This window comes from Pseudooceanicola nanhaiensis (assembly GCF_020171315.1).
GTDB classification, from domain to species: domain Bacteria; phylum Pseudomonadota; class Alphaproteobacteria; order Rhodobacterales; family Rhodobacteraceae; genus Pseudooceanicola; species Pseudooceanicola nanhaiensis_A.
Genome location: NZ_JAIUZP010000001.1, coordinates 679,870 through 699,243 on the forward strand (window position 1 = coordinate 679,870; position 19,374 = coordinate 699,243).

23 protein-coding genes are annotated in these 19,374 nt (G+C 69.0%); 5 read left to right on the plus strand and 18 right to left on the minus strand.

What is annotated here, in order from left to right:
- Positions 1-57: 57 nt before the first annotated feature.
- Entirely contained in the window at positions 58-1,194 is a 1,137-nt protein-coding gene (locus tag LCM32_RS03185) for a FliM/FliN family flagellar motor switch protein (protein ID WP_224819599.1), read from the plus strand.
- A 141-nt stretch (positions 1,195-1,335) separates the two neighbouring features.
- On the opposite strand, the gene LCM32_RS03190 is transcribed toward LCM32_RS03185, so the two are convergent.
- The 4 genes from LCM32_RS03190 to LCM32_RS03205 all read right to left on the minus strand — a co-directional run bounded on the left by LCM32_RS03190 (position 1,336) and on the right by LCM32_RS03205 (position 3,567).
- On the minus strand, positions 1,336-1,755 hold the full coding sequence (locus tag LCM32_RS03190; protein ID WP_224819600.1) for a TIGR01244 family sulfur transferase: 420 nt from the start codon (positions 1,753-1,755) through the stop codon (positions 1,336-1,338).
- 10 nt (positions 1,756-1,765) lie between these two features.
- Positions 1,766-2,200: a DUF6691 family protein gene (locus LCM32_RS03195; RefSeq protein WP_224819601.1), complete on the minus strand. Its 435-nt coding sequence runs from the start codon at positions 2,198-2,200 to the stop codon at positions 1,766-1,768.
- On the minus strand, positions 2,200-2,625 hold the full coding sequence (locus LCM32_RS03200; protein WP_224819602.1) for a YeeE/YedE family protein: 426 nt from the start codon (positions 2,623-2,625) through the stop codon (positions 2,200-2,202). The genes LCM32_RS03195 and LCM32_RS03200 overlap by 1 nt, the downstream gene beginning before the upstream one ends.
- A 78-nt stretch (positions 2,626-2,703) precedes the next feature.
- Positions 2,704-3,567, minus strand: a complete 864-nt coding sequence (locus tag LCM32_RS03205) for an MBL fold metallo-hydrolase (RefSeq protein WP_224819603.1) — start codon at positions 3,565-3,567, stop codon at positions 2,704-2,706.
- 346 nt (positions 3,568-3,913) lie between these two features.
- On the opposite strand from LCM32_RS03205, the gene LCM32_RS03210 reads away from it, so the two are divergent.
- A complete protein-coding gene (locus LCM32_RS03210; protein WP_224819604.1) occupies positions 3,914-4,129 on the plus strand; it encodes a hypothetical protein in 216 nt (71 codons plus the stop codon).
- 214 nt (positions 4,130-4,343) lie between these two features.
- Positions 4,344-6,362 carry an enoyl-CoA hydratase/isomerase family protein gene (locus tag LCM32_RS03215; protein ID WP_224819605.1) on the plus strand — a complete coding sequence of 673 codons (2,019 nt, stop codon included), beginning with the start codon at positions 4,344-4,346 and terminating at the stop codon, positions 6,360-6,362.
- Positions 6,363-6,368: 6 nt separating this feature from the next.
- Here the strand turns inward: LCM32_RS03215 and LCM32_RS03220 are convergent, their stop codons facing one another.
- Entirely contained in the window at positions 6,369-6,584 is a 216-nt protein-coding gene (locus LCM32_RS03220) for a hypothetical protein (RefSeq protein ID WP_224819606.1), read from the minus strand.
- A gap of 146 nt (positions 6,585-6,730) precedes the next feature.
- On the opposite strand from LCM32_RS03220, the gene LCM32_RS03225 reads away from it, so the two are divergent.
- The gene (locus LCM32_RS03225; protein ID WP_224819607.1) at positions 6,731-6,991 is read left to right on the plus strand and encodes a DUF2312 domain-containing protein; all 261 of its coding nucleotides are present in this window, start codon (positions 6,731-6,733) and stop codon (positions 6,989-6,991) included.
- A 292-nt stretch (positions 6,992-7,283) separates the two neighbouring features.
- Here LCM32_RS03225 and LCM32_RS03230 read toward each other — a convergent pair whose 3' ends face one another.
- A complete protein-coding gene (locus LCM32_RS03230) occupies positions 7,284-8,159 on the minus strand; it encodes a hypothetical protein (protein WP_224819608.1) in 876 nt (291 codons plus the stop codon).
- A 180-nt stretch (positions 8,160-8,339) separates the two neighbouring features.
- On the opposite strand from LCM32_RS03230, the gene LCM32_RS03235 reads away from it, so the two are divergent.
- Positions 8,340-9,971: an ABC transporter permease gene (locus tag LCM32_RS03235; RefSeq protein ID WP_224819609.1), complete on the plus strand. Its 1,632-nt coding sequence runs from the start codon at positions 8,340-8,342 to the stop codon at positions 9,969-9,971.
- 112 nt (positions 9,972-10,083) lie between these two features.
- Here the strand turns inward: LCM32_RS03235 and hypE are convergent, their stop codons facing one another.
- The 12 genes from hypE to LCM32_RS03295 all read right to left on the minus strand — a co-directional run bounded on the left by hypE (position 10,084) and on the right by LCM32_RS03295 (position 19,260).
- Positions 10,084-11,127: a hydrogenase expression/formation protein HypE gene (hypE, locus tag LCM32_RS03240; RefSeq protein WP_224819610.1), complete on the minus strand. Its 1,044-nt coding sequence runs from the start codon at positions 11,125-11,127 to the stop codon at positions 10,084-10,086.
- Complete coding sequence (gene hypD / locus LCM32_RS03245; protein WP_224819611.1) at positions 11,124-12,275, minus strand: hydrogenase formation protein HypD; 1,152 nt, start codon at positions 12,273-12,275, stop codon at positions 11,124-11,126. The genes hypE and hypD overlap by 4 nt, the downstream gene beginning before the upstream one ends.
- A 2-nt stretch (positions 12,276-12,277) precedes the next feature.
- A complete protein-coding gene (locus LCM32_RS03250) occupies positions 12,278-12,568 on the minus strand; it encodes a HypC/HybG/HupF family hydrogenase formation chaperone (RefSeq protein ID WP_224819612.1) in 291 nt (96 codons plus the stop codon).
- A gap of 2 nt (positions 12,569-12,570) precedes the next feature.
- A complete protein-coding gene (locus LCM32_RS03255) occupies positions 12,571-14,043 on the minus strand; it encodes a sigma-54-dependent transcriptional regulator (protein ID WP_224819613.1) in 1,473 nt (490 codons plus the stop codon).
- Positions 14,043-14,984 (minus strand): hydrogenase nickel incorporation protein HypB, encoded by a 942-nt coding sequence (hypB, locus tag LCM32_RS03260; protein ID WP_224819614.1) that lies wholly within the window; start codon positions 14,982-14,984, stop codon positions 14,043-14,045. Before hypB ends, LCM32_RS03255 begins: the two co-directional genes overlap by 1 nt.
- On the minus strand, positions 14,984-15,325 hold the full coding sequence (gene hypA, locus LCM32_RS03265) for a hydrogenase maturation nickel metallochaperone HypA (RefSeq protein WP_224819615.1): 342 nt from the start codon (positions 15,323-15,325) through the stop codon (positions 14,984-14,986). Before hypA ends, hypB begins: the two co-directional genes overlap by 1 nt.
- Entirely contained in the window at positions 15,318-16,109 is a 792-nt protein-coding gene (locus tag LCM32_RS03270) for a hydrogenase expression/formation protein HupK (protein ID WP_224819616.1), read from the minus strand. The genes hypA and LCM32_RS03270 overlap by 8 nt, the downstream gene beginning before the upstream one ends.
- Before the next feature lie 110 nt (positions 16,110-16,219).
- Entirely contained in the window at positions 16,220-17,059 is an 840-nt protein-coding gene (gene hybE / locus LCM32_RS03275; protein ID WP_224819886.1) for a [NiFe]-hydrogenase assembly chaperone HybE, read from the minus strand.
- Positions 17,060-17,091: 32 nt separating this feature from the next.
- Positions 17,092-17,910 carry a hydrogenase expression/formation protein gene (locus LCM32_RS03280; protein ID WP_224819617.1) on the minus strand — a complete coding sequence of 273 codons (819 nt, stop codon included), beginning with the start codon at positions 17,908-17,910 and terminating at the stop codon, positions 17,092-17,094.
- Position 17,911: 1 nt separating this feature from the next.
- A complete protein-coding gene (locus tag LCM32_RS03285; protein ID WP_224819618.1) occupies positions 17,912-18,316 on the minus strand; it encodes a hydrogenase accessory protein in 405 nt (134 codons plus the stop codon).
- Positions 18,317-18,326: 10 nt separating this feature from the next.
- Positions 18,327-18,647 carry a HypC/HybG/HupF family hydrogenase formation chaperone gene (locus LCM32_RS03290; protein ID WP_224819619.1) on the minus strand — a complete coding sequence of 107 codons (321 nt, stop codon included), beginning with the start codon at positions 18,645-18,647 and terminating at the stop codon, positions 18,327-18,329.
- A gap of 4 nt (positions 18,648-18,651) precedes the next feature.
- Complete coding sequence (locus LCM32_RS03295) at positions 18,652-19,260, minus strand: HyaD/HybD family hydrogenase maturation endopeptidase (RefSeq protein ID WP_224819620.1); 609 nt, start codon at positions 19,258-19,260, stop codon at positions 18,652-18,654.
- Positions 19,261-19,374 lie beyond the last annotated feature (114 nt).

Sequence of the window (19,374 nt, forward strand, 5' to 3'; positions counted from 1 at the left end):
CGTAACCATCCCTGTCCTAGGCTGGCGCGAATGCCCGCGTCAGTTCTGGCGGAGATTATGGGAAACAGGTCGTCCAACGCCATCCTGCGTCGCAAGACCCTTGCGGCGCGCGAGGTCCACCAGGCGCGCGTGCTGTCGCCTGAGAAGGCCTTGCGCCTTGCCCTCGCCCGCGCGGCGGAGGAGGCGCTGGATTTTGCCCTCGCGGTGGGGGACATCACCGTCGAGGCGCAGCCGATGGAGGAGGCCGTGGCCGATCTGCCCGACGCGGCGCTGACCCTGCTGCTGGAGGGGGAGGGCGGGGGCGCCGGGGCCATGAGCCTCGATTTCGCGCTGATGTCGGCCCTCGTGGAGGTTCAGACCATGGGCCGCCTGCAACGCGCCCCGCCCGAGCCGCGCCGCCCGACCCGCACCGATGCCGCCCTCACCGCCCCGCTGGTGGACGCCGCCTTTGCCCAGCTGGAGGAGCTTCTGCAGGGGGCGGAGGCGGGTCACTGGCTGTCCGGCTATCGGTTCGGCGCGATGATGGAGGGGCCGCGGATGCTGGGCCTCGCCCTCGACACCGGGACATATCACCGCCTGCGGCTCACCCTCGATCTGGGCGGGCAGCGGGAGGGTCAGATGCAGCTTCTCCTCCCGGAGCGGGAGAAACCCCGCGGTCCGCAGGGCGCGGGGGAGACGGCGCAGGAGGCGCCGCTGGCGCATGTCATCGGGCTGGCGCAGGCCGATCTGACGGCGCAGCTGCACCGCCTGTCGCTGCCGTGGAACGCCCTGCTGAAGCTGAAGCCCGGCGATGTGCTGCCCGTCCCGCGCGAGGCGCTGTCGCGCACGGTGCTTCTCGGGCCGGGGCAGGTGCGGATCCTGACGGTCAAGCTCGGCCAGATCAACGGCTACCGGGCCGTGCGCCTCTCGGCCGGGGAGACCCCGCGCGCCGCCCGGACGCTGGCCAGCCAGCACGTATCGCCCGAAGACACATTCGATCCCCCGCCCGTCGACATGCCCGAAGAGCCCATGCCCGTGCCCATGTCCGAGCCGGAGATGCCAGAGCCGGAGCCGCCGCCCTTCGCATCGCGGGTCGAGGCGCTGCCGGATCTGCCGGATCTCTCCGATCTTCCGGGGCTCGGCCCCGAGGAGGCGGAGGAGGAGGCGTTCCCGATGGCGGGGTTCCCCATGGCGGACCTGCCCGATCTGGACTGACCGCAGGGAGGGGGCGCACGGGGCAGGGCCGTCCGCTGTCGGACCCGCCCGGAATGTCAAACGCCCGGCCCTTGTCTGGGTCCGGGCGTCAGGGTCTGCTTTGATCGGCCACCGCTGCGCGGTCTCGGGCGGGCGCGGGGCTTAGCCCTGTTCCAGCCGCGGGCGCAGCTGCGACAGGTCGTAGCCCGCCTTGGCAGTTGCCATCAGGATGTCATCCGCAGGCACGCCCTGTGCCGCCTGGCCCAGCGACCAGATCACCGAGCAGCGGGTGCCGGAGGCGCAATAGGCCAGCACGGGGCCCTCGGCCTCTGCCACCAGCGCCTCCTGCTTGGCGATGTTCTCGGGCGTCATGGTCTGGTGCGTCAGGGGCAGGACCACGAAATCGAGGCCCGCCGCCTGTGCCGCCTCGGCCATGGCCGCGGCCCGCAGTTCGGGCGGGTTCTCTTCGTCGGGGCGGTTGCAGATCACGCGGGTGAAGCCTGCGGCCTTGATCGCCGGCAGGTCCTCGGGGAGGATCTGCGGGCTCACGGAATAGCGGGGGGTGATGTGACGAGGTTCCATGCGCCAAGCCTTATTCAGCAGGCACCGCCCTGTCCAGACGGCTCCGCAAGGCGGGCGTCGCGAGCATGCCGAGACCCATCGCGATGACGAAGACCACGCCGCCAAGCCCGTTGTAGGACAGCGAGGCGATCGCGGGCCCTGGGCAGAGGCCGGCCAGCCCCCAGCCCATGCCGAAAAGCGTCGAGCCGAGGATCAGGTTGCGGCCCAGCTTGGGCGAGGGTTTCGCCGGGAAGCTGCCGCCGGCCACCGGGGCCTTGGCGCGCTCGACGATCAGCCAGGCGATGGCCATGGGGATCATCGCGCCGCCCATGACGAAGGCCAGCGTCGGATCCCATGCGCCGAAGACATCGAGCCAGCCCTGCACCTTGGAGGTGTCGGTCATGCCCGAGACGTAGAGGCCGGTGCCGAACAGGCCGCCGGCGAGGAAGGCAAAGAGGTTGCGCATCAGATCACCCCCAGGATTTCACGGAAGAGCGCGACGGTCAGACCGCCTGCGAGGATGTAGAACACGGTGGCCACGATCCCGCGCAGCGACAGCCGCGAGATGCCGCAGACCCCGTGACCGGAGGTGCAGCCATTGGCGAACCGCGTGCCGACGCCGACCAGCAGCCCCGCGATGGCGATGACCACGAAATTGGAGGTCAGGTGCGTGTCCACCCGCCCGAAGAGCGGGGTCAGCACCAGCGGCAGCAGGAAGACCGCGGCGAGGAAGCTGATCCGCTCCGCCGCCGTGTCGCGGCCCGAGCCGTCCACGAGACCGCCGATGATGCCCGAGGCACCCATGATCCGTCCGTTGAAGAGAAGGTAGACCGCGCCGCCCGTGCCGATCAGCAGCCCGCCCAGAAGACCGAGAATCCAGTCCATTGGCATGAGGGAATTCCATGTATTGGAGGGGGGAGGAGGCAGGCGCCCGTGGCGTCTGCCCCCGAGAGGGAGGGAAGGGGGCGGTCAGAGCTTGTTGACCGGCACCTTCAGGAAGACATCGCCCTTTTCGTCTGCGGGCGGCATCTGGCCCGCGCGCATGTTCACCTGCAGCGAGGGGATGATCAGCTTGGGCATGGCCAGCGTCGCATCACGGGCGTCGCGCATGGCCACGAAATCCTCGGCCGACTTGCCTTGGCCGACGTGGATGTTGAGCGCCTTCTGCTCGCCCACGGTGGTTTCCCAGGCATAGTCATCGCGGCCCGGCGCTTTGTAATCATGGCCCACGAAGATCCGCGTTTCATCGGGAAGCGACAGGATTTTCTGGATTGATTCGAAGAGCGTGGCCGAAGACCCGCCCGGAAAGTCGCAGCGCGCGGTGCCGAAATCGGGCATGAAGAGCGTATCGCCTACGAAAGCGGCATCGCCGATCACATAGGTAAGACACGCCGGCGTATGGCCCGGTGTATGCAGCACGTCGCCGCGCAACTGCCCGATGTGGAAGCTGTCGCCCTCGGCGAAAAGCGCATCGAACTGCGAGCCGTCGCGCTGGAACTCGGTGCCCTCGTTGAAGACCTTGCCGAAGGTGTCCTGCACGATGCGGATGTTGTCCCCGATGCCGATCTTGCCGCCCACCTCGCGCTGGATGTAGGGCGCGGCCGAGAGGTGGTCCGCGTGGACGTGGCTTTCGAGAAGCCATTGAACGTCAAGGTTGTTTTCCTTGACGAATGCGATGATCGCATCCGCCGAACGGGTGTCCGTGCGGCCGGAGGAATAGTCGAAGTCCAGAACCGAATCGATCACCGCCGCGGCGCGGCCTTCGGGCTCGCGGACGACGTAGGAGATCGTGTTCGTGGCTTCGTCGAAGAAGGCGTGAACAATGGGTTTCATGGTGATGTCCTCTGCTTTGCATCTACATATATAGAAAATGGCATATGATGCAAGGGATCTTTGCTTAAGTGCTTGTTAGCCGTTCTGAATACATCGCGTCGACGCGGCTGCCGGATGCTGCGCCGCGGCTTGGCAGGGCGACGCCGAGTCGCGGCTTTATACAAGGCTTTCAACGAAATGGACGGTTGGCAGAACAAAATATGATCCGTAGTCTGTCCCGGTCATGTCACGCACGGGCTGGCACCGGGTTCGAGGAGGGAACCCCTGCCACATTGCTGTTGCGTCGTGATCGGATCCCCGGGGGTGACGACGTCCGGGGGCCATTTGGTCAAGGGGAGGAACTTTGATGACTCATGCAGAACTCGAAACCCGGCTGTCGGAGCTGAAGTCGCAGATCGCCAATGCCGCGCCCGGTGCGCGCCATGTCCATCTCGACGGGCTCAACAAGTTGGTGACCGATTTTTCGCATCACGGCACCGAGGTGCCCTCGCATCTGCGCCGCCTGCAGGACGAGTTGACGAACGAAGCCATCGAGGCCCGGTTCGACAACCTGCCGGTGTGACCTATCTTTGCCCTGACGGGCGAAACCTGACGTTGTGACCTTGCGCCGCCCGTCTCTATGACGGGCGGTTTGCTTTTGTTTTCACATCAAATTTTTCATCTGCTGCAACCGGGTCTTGCCATTCAGGGTTGTATGAACAATTCTTGCGCGACCGAGTTGAAGCGTTCCGGGGCAACAGGAACGAAGACGGGATGGGGCAAAATTGGCAGCTAGCGTGACTTTCCGGATCGAGGACCGCATCGCGATCATCTCGCTTGCGAATCCGCCGATCAACGCGCTGACCCCCCGGATGCGCAACGCCCTAGCCGAGGCGCTCGACCGGGCCGAGGCCGAGGACTGCCGTGGCGTGGTGATCGAGGGCACGGAGGATGTCTTTGCCTCCGGGCTCACGCTCAATGAATACGACGATGGTTTGCAGGATATCTCGCTGGCCGAGCTGAACCGCCGGGTCGAGACCTTTCCCAAGCCCGTCGTGGTGCGGCTCGCCGGGCTGGTGAGCGGCGGCGGGCTGGAGCTGGCACTGGCCGCCCATTGGCGCGTCGGCACGGAAACCGTCCGCCTTGCCTTGCCGGACCTCGGCATCGGGCTGATCCCCGGGGCAGGGGGCACCCAGCGGCTGCCGCGTCTCGTCGGCGGCGAGGCGGCGCTGAACCTCATCCTTTCGCGACAGGCGGCCGGGCCCAGCTGGCCGGCCTTCAAGCTGGTAGTGGACGAGGTGCACCGCGCCGAGACCGCCCACAGGGCCGCGGTCGATTCCGCCCTGCGTCTGGCCGAGCGTGGCGACTGGCCCCTCAGCGCCGAGCGCACCGGCGGTCTGGAGGAGGGCGATGCCTTCCGGCAGGCGGTCGAGAAGCGCCGCGCGGCCTACCTCGAGGCCAATCGCCGGGCCGAGCTGGAGGTGGTGAACTGCGTCGAGGCGGCGCTGCTTATGCCCTTCGAGGCCGGGCTCGAGCTGGAGGCGACGATCTACGAGGAGCTCGTGGACAGCAACCATTCCGCCGCCCTGCGCCATGCCCGCAAGGCCGAGCGGCGTGCGGCCTCCATCGCGATGAAGCAGCGCAGCAACCCGCTGACCACCGTCGGCGTGGCCTATGCCGGGCCGCTGGCCGCGCAGGCCGTCGCCGAGATGCTGGTGGCCGGGCTCTCGGTCAAGCTGGCCGACCCGGATCAGCGCGCCCGCGAGACGCTGGTCCGCGCGGTGACCCGCGAGCTGGAGACCATGGCAGAGGCGCGCAGTTCCGGCGCCGGTCTGGAGCCGGGCGAAGTGCTGCGCCAGTTGCAGATGTCGCCGGACATGTCGTCGCTGGCCGGGCAGAGCGTGCTGGTCGAAGGCGCCCCCGACACCGAGAAGGCCAAGCGGGCGGCGCTCTCCGCGCTCTCCATGCTGGGCCGGGTGCTGGGCGGGCCGCCGCCCATCCTCTCGCTGACCCACCACCTTGACGTGGCCGCACTCGCCCCGGCGCCATTGAAGGGCAAGGTCGCGGGCCTGTCGCTGGCGCACCGGTCGTTCCCGGCGCCGCTGGCGGAATTCTCCGCGCCCAAGGGCGAGGAGGAGGCGCTGGTCAACGGCGCGGTCCGCTTTGCCACCGCGCTCGGGCGGCGGGCGGTGCGGCTCTTCCCGACGCCGCAGGCGGCCTCGGCCAGCATGGTTCTGACGGCGGCGCTGCTGGCGGCGGCCGATGCGCTGACCGCGCGGGGGATCGAGCCCGGGCAGGTCGATGCGGCGATGCGCAGCTGGGGGATGCGGCGCGGGCCCTACCAGATGATCACGGAATTGCCCGCCGACGTGCTGTCCCGGGCGCGGATCGCCTTTGGCGATCTCGACGGGCTGTCTCTGAAGCGGCTGGCCGAGCGGGGCGGCGTGGTGCCGGAGCCCTCCCCGGAAGACCCGCAGCCCCTCGTGGGTCTGGCCCCGGGATCGGGCGAAGACGGCGCCTGGACGCCGGTGGACGTGCGCCGGGCCTGTCTCGCGGCGGTGGTCAACACGGGCACGGGTCTGCTGGATCAGGGGCTCGTGGCGCGGCCGCTGGTGCTGGATGCGGTGGCGCTCATGGGGCTGGGCTATGCCCCCAGCACGGGCGGGCCGATGAAGGCGGCGGAACTGCGCGGCCTCTTCGAATACGTCAAGCGCTGCCGGGCGCTTGCGCCGCTGAACCCGCTGCTCTGGACGCCGCATCCGCTCTTGGTGAAGCTGCAGCGCGAAGGCGTGGTCTTCGACCGGATGAACGGCTGACCCGGGTCAGCCCAGGGCGATGCCCGCGATCACGATGATCAGCCCCATGACCGAAAGCAGCAGAGAGCCCAGGTTCAGGGGGATCACCTTCCGGATCACCTCGCGCAGCGCGTCGTCGTCGAGGCCCGCCCGGCGCGCCCGGCTGACCTTCACGATGGCCCAGATGAGCCCGACAAGGCCGATCAGCGAAAGCGCGGCGCCGCCCCAGATAAGCGTTTGCATGTGGTCTCGTCCCCTGTCTCGTGAGCTTTCCCCGCGCCTAAAGGATCGGCCCCGTCCGCGCAAGCCTGCCGGGACGGGCTGCCGGGACTTGCCGTGGCCCGCGCGGACGGCTAGCTAGGGGCACTCAGGCAAGACAGAGGTGTGCGATGGAAGACGACGCAATCGAGGCCAACTACCGCGTGACGGCGGGCGAGCTGCGCCAGTTCATCGAACGGTACGAGCGGCTGGAGACCGAGAAGAAGGACATCGCCGAGCAGCAGAAGGAAGTCATGGCAGAGGCCAAGGGCCGCGGCTACGACACCAAGGTCATGCGCAAGGTGATCTCGCTGCGCAAGCGCGACAAGGACGACATCGCCGAGGAAGAAGCGATCCTCGAGATGTACAAGGAAGCGCTCGGCATGAGCTGAGCCACCGCCCCGCGATGAAGCGCAAAGGCGCGATCTCCTCCTGGAGACGCGCCTTTTTTCGTGGCCCGACCCGACCGAGGCGCGCGCGGGCCGCAAAACAGCACAATCAAGCCCCCGTGCCCCCAAGGCCGCGCGCCGCACCCACCACCGGGGCGGCCCCCTTCGGGACCCCATTTGATTTCCGTTTCGCAAATATCCTCGGGGGGTGGGGCGCAGCCCCGGGGGGGCAGACAGCCCCCCAGCACCATCGTGGCCTCCACCCGGTGCGACAGGCTCACCCCGTCGCCCCCGCTCAGGTCGACAGGAACCGCACGCCCTCCATGGCCGCGATCCGGGCGCAATCGGCGTCGTATTCCTCCGTCAGGTCCTCGATCAGCTGCTCGTCCCAGCCCGGCAGGTCCAGTTCCTCCTCCAGCGCGCCTTCCAGCGCGTATTTGTCGAGGAAGGCCGCCATGACCCGGTGCTTCTGGGGATCGTTCAGGTTCGGATGCGCCTTCAGGTAGGCGCGGAACCGCTGCATCCCCTCGCGGCTCATGATCTCGATCAGCAGGTCGAAGCCGCCGGTGATCTTCTGCCCCGTGGGCAGGTCGGCCATGGCGCGGATGATCTGCGCCCAGAGGAAGGGCGTGTCCTCATTGCTCCAGACCGTCAGCTTCAGCCGGGGCACGTAGCCCTGAATGCGCTCGATCATGTCGGACCAGCGCAGCTGCATCGGGTCGTAGCCCGAGAGGAACGCCGCAAGGTCGTCATCGGGCGCAAGGTTGAAGAGCGCGGGCAGGAAGGTCGCGGGGTTGCGCAGCGCGAGGAAGAGATGGATCTCGTCCTCGGGGAAGAGCGCGCAGAACTGGCGCAGCTTCTCTTCCGCCATCGGGTAGAGCCCGCCGGGCCCCACCGCCAGCTTGGGCACGCAGAAGAAGTTGTCGTTCGACAGCACCATGCGGCTGCCTTCCTCCTCCTCGAGGATCGCGTCCAGCAGGATGCCGCGCGCCCCCAGCGTCGGCGGCGCATAGGCCAGCCCGTGCAGCGCATCGCGCAGCAGACGGCGGTACTTGGAGGGGCCGGGGATCAGGACACCGCGCTGCAGGAACTCCTGCTTGTTGCGCAGCAGGGTCTTCATCAGCCGGTCCTCGTCCGTCGCATGGGCGCCTGCGTGAAGAATGATCTGCATCTGTCGTCCTGAACCTACACGTACCTCGGCGCAGGATAGAGCCCTGCGCTGGACAGGGAAAGCGGATTGCGGCTAGACGGGAGCATGGTCTCGAACGTGTCGCCGCAACCCCACGATCCAACCTCTCAAGGACCCGGTCCGGGGGCCGGGGGCGCTGCCCCTGCTCGCCGCCTGACGGGCGTGCCCTCGCTCTGGTCGGCCGGGGCGGTGGTCATTGCCGTGATCGTCATCCTGCCGATCCTCTCTGTCCTCTGGATCGCGCTGACGCCGACCTCGGCCAACATCTGGCCGCACCTGATCCAGACGACCCTGCCGCGCTATCTCAAGAACACGCTGATCCTGATGGGGGCGGTCGGGCTGCTGACCGCCATGGTGGGCAGCGGGGCGGCATGGATCGTCACGCGCTACCGCTTCCCGGGTGATCGCTGGCTGGAGTGGCTGCTGCTGCTGCCGCTGGCAATCCCGGCCTATGTCGGGGCCTATGCGCTGGTGGACCTGCTGGAATACGCAGGCCCCGTGCAGACGTGGCTGCGCGGGCTGATGGGCTGGAAGACGGCGCGGGACTACTGGTTCCCCGAGATCCGCTCGCTGGGGGCCGCGATCCTCGTGCTCTCTGCTGCCCTCTATCCTTACGTCTACCTGCTGACCCGCGCGGCCTTCCGCGAACAATCGGGCGGGGGCGAGGAAGTGGCCCGCTCGCTCGGCGCCGGGCCCTTCGCCCGGTTCCGCCGGATCGGCCTGCCGCTGGCCCGTCCCGCGATTGCCGCCGGTGTCGCCGTGGTGATGATGGAGACGATCAACGATTTCGGCACGGTGGATTACTTCGCGGTGCAGACGCTGACCACCGGCATCTTCTCCACGTGGCTCGACGGGAACAACGCCAGCGGCGCGGCGCAGATCGCCTGTGTGATCCTCACCATGGTGATCCTGCTGGTGCTGCTGGAAAAGGGCTCGCGCCGGCGCAGCAAGTTCTACAACCTCGGCAGCCGCCACCGGCCCGTGACCCGCGTCCGCCTCACCGGGGTGGCGGCCTGGGCCGCGACGGCGCTCTGCGCGCTGCCGGTCCTCGCGGGCTTCGTGCTGCCGGCGGGCGTGATCCTCAGCCATGCGGTCGACCATGCGGGCGCCTGGACCGACCCGGCGCTGCTGAGCGCGCTTCTCAACACCCTGGCGGTGGGCGGCATCGCGGCGGTGCTGACGGTGCTGGCGGCGGTCTTCCTCGTCTACGGCGTGCGCCTGTCGGGCCACCGCCTGCCGCGCCTGCTGATGCCGGTGACGACGATCGGCTATGCCGCGCCCGGCGCGGTGCTGGGGGTGGGCATCCTGATCCCGCTGGCGCAGCTGGATCACGGGTTGGCGGATTTCGTCGAGGGTACGTTGAGCGTGGACATCGGCCTGATCCTCACCGGCTCGGCCTTCGCCCTCGTGCTGGCCTATTGCGTGCGCTTCTTCGCCATCGCGCAGGGGGCCTCGGATGCCGCCATGGGGCGGGTGTCGCCCTCGCTGCCCATGGCCGCGCGTTCGCTGGGGCGCAGCCACCGCAACGTGCTGGGGGCGGTCTATTTCCCGCTGATCCGGGGCACGCTGGCCTCGGCGCTGCTGCTGGTCTTCGTGGACTGCGTGAAGGAACTGCCCGCCACGCTGCTGCTGCGGCCCTTCAACTACGACACGCTGGCGACCCGGGTGCATGAGCAGGCCAGCCTCGAGAGGCTGGGGCAGGCGGCCCCGGCGGCGATCCTCGTGATTGTCGTGGGGCTGGTGGCCGTGGGCCTGCTGGCGCGCTCCAGCCGCGAGAACTGGGGCCGGGACTGATCCCTGCGCGGGCCGGGCACGGCGCGCATCCCTCAGCTTGAAACGTCAGGAGCCGCCCGGTGGATGCGCCGGGCGGCTCCGTCCTGCGCAGGCCTGTCCCGAAGGACCCGCCTCAGCAGATCCGTGGCAGCTGTTCGCCGACCAGCATGTCCACGATCCGCTGCCCACCGAAGGCCGTCCTCAGCACCACGGGGACCGGGCCGCGCGGGCCCGCCCGGCCCACGATTGCGGCTGTCCGGCCTGCGTCCATGGCCTGCATCGCCTCCAGCGCTGCCTGCGCCTGATCCGCCGGCACGAAGAGCGCCAGCGTTCCCTCGTTGGCGAGATAGAGCGGGTCCAGCCCGAGGATCTCGCACATGCCCTTCACCTCTGCGCGCAGCGGCAGGGCCTCTTCCTCCAGCGTCACGGTCACGCCCGCCGCCTCGGCCATCTCGTTCAGGGTCGAGGCCAGCCCGCCGCGGGTCGCGTCACGGGCGGCGCGGGTGCCCGGGGCTGCGGCCAGAACCGCCTCGATCAGGTGGTTGAGGCTCTGGCAGTCGCTTTCCAGCGGGGTGGAAAGCGCCAGATCACCGCGCGCGGCAAGGATCGTCGCGCCGTGATCGCCCAGCACCCCGTTCACCAGCACCACGTCGCCCTCGCGGATGTCTTCCGCCGCCATGTCGCGGCCCGCGGGGATGACCCCCACGCCCGAGGTGGTGATGAAGACCGTGTCACAGGCGCCCCGGCCCACCACCTTGGTGTCGCCGGTGACGATGCGCACGCCCGCCGCCGCCGCCTCGCGCGCCATGGAGGCGACGATGCGGCGCAGCAGCGCGATCTCGGTGCCTTCCTCGATGATGAAGGCCGCCGACAGCCAGAGCGGCTTGGCGCCGCCCACGGCGAGGTCATTGACCGTGCCGCAGACCGCCAGCTTGCCGATGTCGCCGCCGGGAAACTCCACCGGCGTCACCACGAAACTGTCGGTGGTGAAGGCCAGCCGCGCGCCGGGCTCCTGCAGGGCCGCATCCATCAGCCGCGCCTGATCTTCCGAACCGGGGGGCTGGAAGACGTCCGTAAAGACCTCTTCGATCAGGTCGCGCATAGCACGCCCGCCGCCGCCATGGGCCAGCGTCACCCGGGCATCGCGCAGGCGGGAGGGTTTGGCAGACATGTTCATTCCGCAGCCTCCACCGAGAGGCGCGCTCCGCCATAGGTCCAATAGGCCGCGCAGGCCCCTTCGGAGCTGACCATCAGCGCGCCGAGCGGCGTGTCAGGGGTGCAGCCCCGGCCGAACTGCGGGCATTGCGTCGGCTTCATCCGGCCCGTCATGACGGAGCCGCAGGCACAGCCCTCGGGCTCCGGCGTGGGGGCACGGCCCCCGGCCTTAGCATAGCCGATGCCGAATTTCTCCTCCGCGTCCCACGGGCGGTAGGCGGCACGGATGCGCAGCCCGCTGGCGTCGATCTCTCCCAGACCCCGCCATTCGAAGCTGGGGCGCTTTTCGTAAACGTCCTCGATCGCGGCAAGGCTGACGGCATTGCCGTGTTCGGGCACCACGCGGGCGTATTGGTTCTCGATCTCGGCGCGACCCTCGGCCAGCTGGGTCAGCACCATGAGCACCGATTGCAGCAGGTCCAGCGGCTCGAACCCCGCCACGACCAGCGGCTTGCCGTAGTCCTGCGCCACGAAGTCGAGCGGGTGGATGCCGATGACCATCGAGACATGGCCCGGCCCGACGAAGCCGTCGAGCAGCATATAGGGATCGTCCAGCAGCGCCTTGATCGGCGGCGGCACGGTGATGTGGTTGCAGAAGACCGAGAAGTTGGTCAGCCCCTCGCGGGCCGCCTGCTGGATCGAAAGCGCGGTGGAGGGCGTCGTCGTCTCGAAGCCGAGGCCGAAGAAGACCACCTCGCGGTCGGGATTGCGCCGCGCCAGTTCCAGCGCGTCGAGCGGGGAGTAGACCGTGCGCACATCGGCGCCATCGGCCTTGGCCTGCAACAGCGACTTCTTCGTGCCGGGCACCCGCATGGCATCCCCGAAGGTGGTGAAGATCACCTCGGGCTTCTCGGCGATCTCGACGCATTCGTCGACGCGCGCCATGGGCAGGACGCAGACCGGGCAGCCGGGGCCGTGGATGAACTCGATCCCCTCGTGCACCAGCTTGTCGAGCCCGTAGCGGAAGATCGCGTGGGTGTGTCCGCCGCAGATCTCCATGATGCGCACCGGCTCTGCCTTGGTGGCGCCCAGCCGGTCGGCCATGGCGCCAATGGCGGCGATCAGGGCCTTCGCGGCCTTGGGATCGCGGAATTCCTCGACATAGCGCATGGTCAGCCCCTCCCTGCGAGGGCGCGGTCGCCCTCGGCCATCTGGTCCAGCGCCTCCTGCGCCTCGCCGAGCGAACGCAGCGCCTCCAGCGTCTCGGCGGCCTCATGTTCGTCGATGACGGCCATGGCAAAGCCCACGTGGATCAGCACCCATTCGCCCACGAGGTCCTCAAGCGGGCCGGTGACCACCGGGGCAAGGCTCACCTCGCGGCGCACGCCCGAAACCTCGGCCATGCCCATCTGGCGGGCGGCGTCGGTGATGGCGGTGATCTGGCCGGGAATTCCCAGACACATGGCTACTCCTCCTCTGAAACCGTGGCGTGGGGCTCGATCCCGTAGCGGTCGAGCTTGGCGCGCAGGCCGACCCGGGACAGGCCCAGTTCGGCCGCCGCGCGGGACTTGTTCCACTTCAGCCGGGTCAGCGTCTCGCCAAGGATGCGCATCTCGATCAGTTCGACGCGGTCCTTGAGCGTGCCGTCCATCTGGCTGAAATCGGGTAGGGGCTGGCGTTCGCCCGCCCGCGGGTCGCGCGATTGCAGGATGTGGCGCGAGATCAGCTCGGCCCCCAGCGTGACCTCCTGCGCGAGGATCAGCATCCGCGTCACCTCGTTGCGCAGCTCGGGCAGGTTGCCGGGCCAGTCGTAGGCCTCGAGGAAGAGCAGCGCCTCGCTGGAGAGCCCGCGCACCGGCTTGCCATGCTCGGTCGCCGCCTCCTGCAGGAACCGCTCTGCCAGCAGGGGGATGTCGTCGGCCCGCGCCCGCAGCGGCGGGATCGTCAGCTCTGTCACGGCAAGCGCGTAGTAGAGATCGTTGCGGAACGCGCCCTCGGCCACCGCGCCGCGCAGGTCCACATGGCTGCCGGTGATGATCCGGGCCGAGGTCGTCAGCTGTTCGTGGCTGCCGATGGGCTGGAACGCCCCGGTGGTGGCCACGCGCAGCAGCGCCATCTGCATGTCGGCGGAAAGCGTGTCGATCCCGTTGAGGAAGATCGTGCCCCGGTCGGCCTTCTGCAGCAGGCCCGCGCGGGCCTGTGTCTGGCCGGGCAGGGCGCCGCGCCGCGCGCCGAAGAGTTCCGCCGCAAGCGCCTGATCGTCGAGGCCCGCGCAGTTGATCTCGTGGAACGGGCGGTCCGCGCGGAGCGATCCGTAGTGGATCGCGCGGGCCAGATCGGTCTTGCCGGTGCCCGGCTCGCCGGTGATCAGCACGGGCACGTCGAAACTGGCGAAATGCCGGGCCAGCGCGATGGTGCCGTTCAGGGCGGAGTTCGGGCCTCGCAGCACTTTGTCGAAGCCAAGACCCGCCTGAAGCAGTTGCCGACGCTCCTGCGTGCGGGCATTGGCGGCGGTGCCGAGGTAACGCATCTCCAGCGTCATGCGTTCATGATCGCGGGCCAGTTCGAACAGCTTGGCCGCGTTCTTGACCGCCATCAGCAGCTGGTCGGGATGCCAGGGCTTGGTGATGAACTGGTAGATCCCTGCGTCGTTGATCGCCTGGATCATGTCGCCGGTCTCGGTATAGCCGGTGACGATGATACGCACGGTTTCGGGCCAGCGGTCGCGGACCTCGGTCAGCAGTTCGATCCCGGTCTTGCCCGGCATCCGCTGGTCCGAGATCACGACCTGCACCCAATGCTCCTCCATCAGGCGCCAGGCCGCATCGGCGTCATAGGCCTCGAGGACGGTGAAATCGTCCTCCAGTGCCATCCGCATGGCGGCGACGGAATGGGGCTCGTCGTCGATGACGAGGATGGTGGGCAGGGTCTCGGCCATTATTCCGCTGCCTTCTCCGCGGTGCCGCGTTTGGCCGTGGCGTTGCGCGCGAGCCAGTCCAGCCACTCCGGCAGGCCCTCGCCGGTGCGGGCCGAGACGCGGATCACCTCGATCAGTGGGTTCACGCGCTTCAGGTTCGTCTCGTAGAGGTCGAGGTCCACGTCGCAATGGGGCGCAAGGTCGACCTTGTTCAGCAGCGCGATCCGCGCGGCGGTGAACATGTCGGGGTATTTCAGCGGCTTGTCCTCGCCCTCGGTGACCGAGAGGATGGCGACCTTGGCATCTTCGCCCAGGTCGAAGGCGGCGGGGCAGACGAGGTTGCCCACGTTCTCGATGAAGAGGGTGGAATTGTCGTGCAGGTGCAGATGCTCCATCGCGTGGCCCACCATGTGCCCGTCGAGGTGACAGCCCTTGCCGGTGTTGACCTGCACGGCGGGCGCGCCGGTCTCGCGGATGCGGTCGGCGTCGTTGGTGGTCTGCTGGTCGCCCTCGATGACGGCCACGTCGCCCATCTGGGCGTCGGCCATCGCGCGGATCGTGGCGCAGAGCAGCGTCGTCTTGCCCGACCCGGGCGAGGAGACGAGGTTGACGGCATAGACCCCCTGCGCGGCAAGGCGCGCGCGGTTGCCGGCGGCATAGCGGTCGTTTTGCGACAGGATGCCGGTCTCGATCTCGATCAGCCGTTCCTGCGACATGCCCGGCACCTCGGTGCCCGCGATGCCCTGGCCGAAGTGGATGTCGCCGTGGGAATGGTGATGGTGGTGGTGGCCGTGGCTGTGATCGTGGGAATGGCCGTGATCGTGATCGTGCCCGTGATCGTGGCTGTGCCCATGCCCATGGCCGTGATCATGCTCATGGTGGTGATCATGGGCGTGGCCGTGAGAGTGGCCATGGGTGTGGCCTTCGACGGTGGACCCGCTGCATCCGCAAACCGTGCACATCAGATGACCTCCATATCCTTGATCTGCAATTCGTCGCCCCCCTGGGGCAGAAGTTTCCCGCCGCCGCAGTCGGGGCAGGGATCGAGCCGGTTCTCGATCTCCACCTCCGTCATGCAGTCGTAGCAGAGCGCGCGGCCCGGCTGGTCGATGATCTCCAGCGTCGCGCCTTCGGCCTTGGAGCCGCGCATCACCACGTCCCAGGCGAAATGCATCGCGGGTTTCTCGACCCCGGCGAAGCGGCCGACGGTCAGGCGCACGCGGGTGACGCGGGAAATGTCGGGCGCGGCGGCGGCCTGTTCGACCACCCGGCGTATGCCCTCGCACAGCGACATCTCATGCATGGGCCGCCTCCGGCTGAACCAGTTTCACGGGGCTGCAGGGGTCGAGGACCTCCAGCAGCAGGCCGCCCAGAAGGGCGCGATCGGCGGGCAGCGTGGCAAGGCTGCGTTCCAGCACGCCGCCCTTGGACAGCAGGCTGTCAGTGGGGGTGACGCGGGCGAAATGCGTGACCACGCCGTCGCTTGTGCCGATCCGCATGGCATAGGCGCCCCGCGCGGCAGGCACCAGCCCCTCGCCCGGAACAGGCGCCTGTGCGGGCGGCAGGCTGCCCCTCAGCGCGGCCTCGATATCATAGAGCCGGGCCGCGGCACGCCAGAGCGGCCCGCGCCCGTGGCGCTGCGCCAGCCCGGTCAGCGCCGGATGCGCGATATGGCGGGCGGCGACGGAATTCTCGACCGGGGCTTTGCCCCAGATATTGCGGGCACTGACCGCGGGCAGGCCCTCGGCCACGGCCTCGCCGGGGGCAAAGAGGCTGGCAAGCCGGGCCAGAACCGGCGCCACGCCTTGGCCCGAGACGAGGAAGGCGGCCAGCGCCCCGGCAGTGTCCGGCGCGCGGCCCGCGGGGCCGAAGACGGCCTGCGCCACGGCGGCGCGGTCACTCTGCCAGTCGTCGGGTAGGCGCACGGCGGGCATCTGCATCAGCCGCGGCAGGCCGAGGTGGAATTTCATCAGGTGATCGCGGATCACCTCCTGCCGGATGCCATCGGCATCGGCAGGCTGCCCGAGGGCCGCGGCAACGGCGGCCCCCTGCGCGGCGCGGCAGAGCGCGAAGAGACGCGGAAGCAAAACCGCCGCCTCCCCCACGGAGCGGCCAATGACCATGCGAGCCACGGGGAGGCGCGGCCCACTGTCGGCACGCAGCGGGAGGGGAGGACAGAGGGAGGCGGCGGCCTTGCTCATTCGGCGGGCGCTCCTGCGCGCGCGCCTATCTCGGAAGACGTCTCGGGGGTATCGTTCGTGTCGGGATCGGAGGCGAGCCCGGCGGTCAGCACGGCACGGCGCGTGGGCGCCTGGCCCATGGCGGAGGGGGCCTCCGCCTCCGCCTCTGCGGCGGCGGCCTCTGCGGCCGCGATGGTGGCGATCTCCTCTTCCCGCGCGGCCCGGATGTCGGCGCTGCGGTCGGTCTCGGCCCGGTTCTCGGGATCGAAGAGCGCGGCCATCACGGCGCGGGCCACGTCGGTGGCATCCTTGTGGCGCTGGAAATCCCCCATCGGAGAGAAGAGCGAACAGGCCTTGTAGCCCCCGGTGGCGGGACGGCTGTTGTGGATGAACTCGTAGTCGCCGGAGGGGAAGGCGATCACCTCCTTCGCGCCGGCGGTCAGGTGATCCCAGCTGTCGCCATCGGGCATCAGCACGAGGTTCATGAACCACGGCGAGATCAGCACGCCGAGGAATTGCCCTTCCCAGAGCCGGAAGCCCACGGCCTCCACGTGCAGCGCCTTGTTCACGAGCGGCACGTCGCGCATCTTGGAATGCCAGACCTCGGTGAAGTCATCGACCAGCCGGGCGGTGGCGGCGTTGATCCGCGTGGCCTCGCGCATGGCGTCGGCGCCGGGGTCTTCCAGCACCATGAACTGTTCCTTCGGGGCCGAACACGTCGGGCAGGACCAATCCCCGGGCAGCGCCGTGAAGGGCGTGCCCGCGTCGATCTGGCGGCTGTCGTCGCCCTCTGCCGGATCGTAGGGCGTCCAGCAGACCTTGCATTCCATCACGGCCTGCGGGCTGATCTTGTCCATCGCGCCCAGGAAGGAGCCTTCAAAGGTCGTCTTCACCGGATCGCCTCCGCCACTTCGCGGATACGCTCCGCGCTGTCGGACAGGTCCTCGCGGGCGGCCAGCACCACCTCGGGCATGGGCGTGATCTCGTAGGTGTCGAGGATCAGCTGATCGGTCGAGTTGTAGAACTGCACGTGCCACGTCCGGGGCAGGGCGGTCGCCCGGATGCGGCAGTTGCCATACCCGCGCGACAGGATGTCGACCGAGCCCTCGCCGAGGCGGGCCTCGAGCCACGCAAGGTCCTCTTCCGTATGCGGCAGCAGCGAGAGGTTGATCACATGCAGCGGGGCCTGCGGATTGGCGGAATGCTCCGTCAGCTCCGCTAGCAGCGAGGGCGCGTTGACGACGCCTGCGCCGGGTTTGTCGCCGGTGGCGGGGCGGAAGGGCTCATGGGCGCGGGTCAGCGCATCACTGGGCACCTGCGCCACCTCGACGGCATCGACGCCGACGGCGGAGAGGACCCAGATGCCCGCAAAGACGCTTTCCTGCACGCGCAGCGCCGGGATGCCGCGGACTTTCACGGCCACTTCGCCCTCGCCCAGCGTCTCGGCCAGCACGCGGCGGCTGTCGGCATCCAGCGTCGAGAGGTCGAAGCGTTCCGCCGCGCCGCCTTCGGCCACGCGATCCGCCGCATCGGCCAGCTGCGCCAGCAGGTCGAGCGCGCCCTTGGGGGCATGCTCCACGTCGGGCAGATGCGCGGTATAGGTGCGCATGTCCTGCGGCAGCTGCATGTATTCCAGCTCCTTGCCGTCCTCCGGCTCGGGTTGGGAGCCGGGGCCGTAGCCGGTGGGGGGCAGGTGGAAGTTCTGCATGTCAGGCCTCCTCTTCGTGGGCTGTGGGCTGCGCCGCGAGGATGCGCGGGATCCGCGCGATGTAATCGTCCCAGTCGCGCACGCGGGCGATGCCGCCGACAAAGACCCCGTCGCGGAAGAAGATCAGCGAGGGCGTTTTGAGCACGCGGGTCTCCTCGCGCAGGCGGGTCTCGATCTCATCCCCCGCCACGGCGCAGTCGAAGGCGCGCTGGAAGGCGATGTGCAGCTCGGGCAGGATGATCGCCACGTCGGGCGTTTCCAGGTTGCGGGCCGCCTCGCCGGGGACAAAGACCACATGGGCGCCGGGCGCTTCGGCAAAGCTTTCGAGCGCGGCCCAGTCGGTGAGGACGGGATAGCCCATCTCGGCGGTCAGGCGCGTGACGAGCGGGTGTTGCGGTGCGGACATCGGGGTCTCCTCAGGCGGTCGTCTTGCCCGCGGCGGCCGCCGCGGCGAGATGGGGGGGCAGGCTGGGGCTGCGGGCGTCGAGATCGGCAAAGGCATCTCCCAGATCGCCGCCCTCCATCAGGCTGCGCAGCCCGCCGAGCGCGTCGCGGATCAGCCGCGCCTCGTCCCATGTGATGACCTCGCGGGCGGTGCCGAGGAAGGTCAGCACCCATGTGCCGGGGGCCAGCGGGCCGGTGAGCGACAGGTCGATCAACTCCTCGCGGTCCCCGTCGAGGGCCGTGGCCGCGATGCCGTCGACCGAGAGGACCTTCATCGGGATGCCAAGACACATGGGCCTATTCCGCCGCCGGGAAGAAGCGCGCGTCGCCGATCCGGCAGGCCACCTCCTCGGAGGGGCGGCCGCCTTCGTAGACGTCGCGGTGCAGCGCCGGATCGGCCAGGTCGTTGGTTGCGGTCTGGCCCTCGGTGGCCGTGATGCCGCGCGCGGCCAACCAGTCGCGGGCGATGGCCACGGCCTCGGGGATGCGGGCCGCCGTCTGCGGGCGCAGGCCGCCGCCGAAATCCTCCAGCTCCACCGGCTGGCAGCCGATCAGCACAATCTGCTCCGGGCAGTAGCCCATCAGCTGCGCCGTCGCGACCACGTCCTGAAAGCCGGTCTGGTGCAGAGACATCTTCTTGGCGCCCATGAAGGAGGGGACGTCCTCGCCCTCGACCACCTTCATGGTGCCGGGGGGCAGGCCGTAGTCCACCGCGTCGAAGACGACCATGATGTCGGCCTCCTCGAGGAAGGGCAGCAGGTAGAGCCCCTGCGTGCCGCCGTCGAGAATGGCGACCTCCGGCCCGTAGGCCAGCGTCCGGGCGACATGTTCGACGCAGCGAACGCCGAAGCCCTCGTCTGCCCAAAGCACGTTGCCGATGCCCAGGATAAGCGCCTTGTGCGCCATGATGTCCCTCCCTTGGTGGCGTCGCCGGACTGCGCCTTGGCAGGCTGCTTTCCGGTCTCTGCTGATTTCGAAAATAGGCTTGGCGGTCGGCTGGCGCAGCGATTCCTGAGTTTG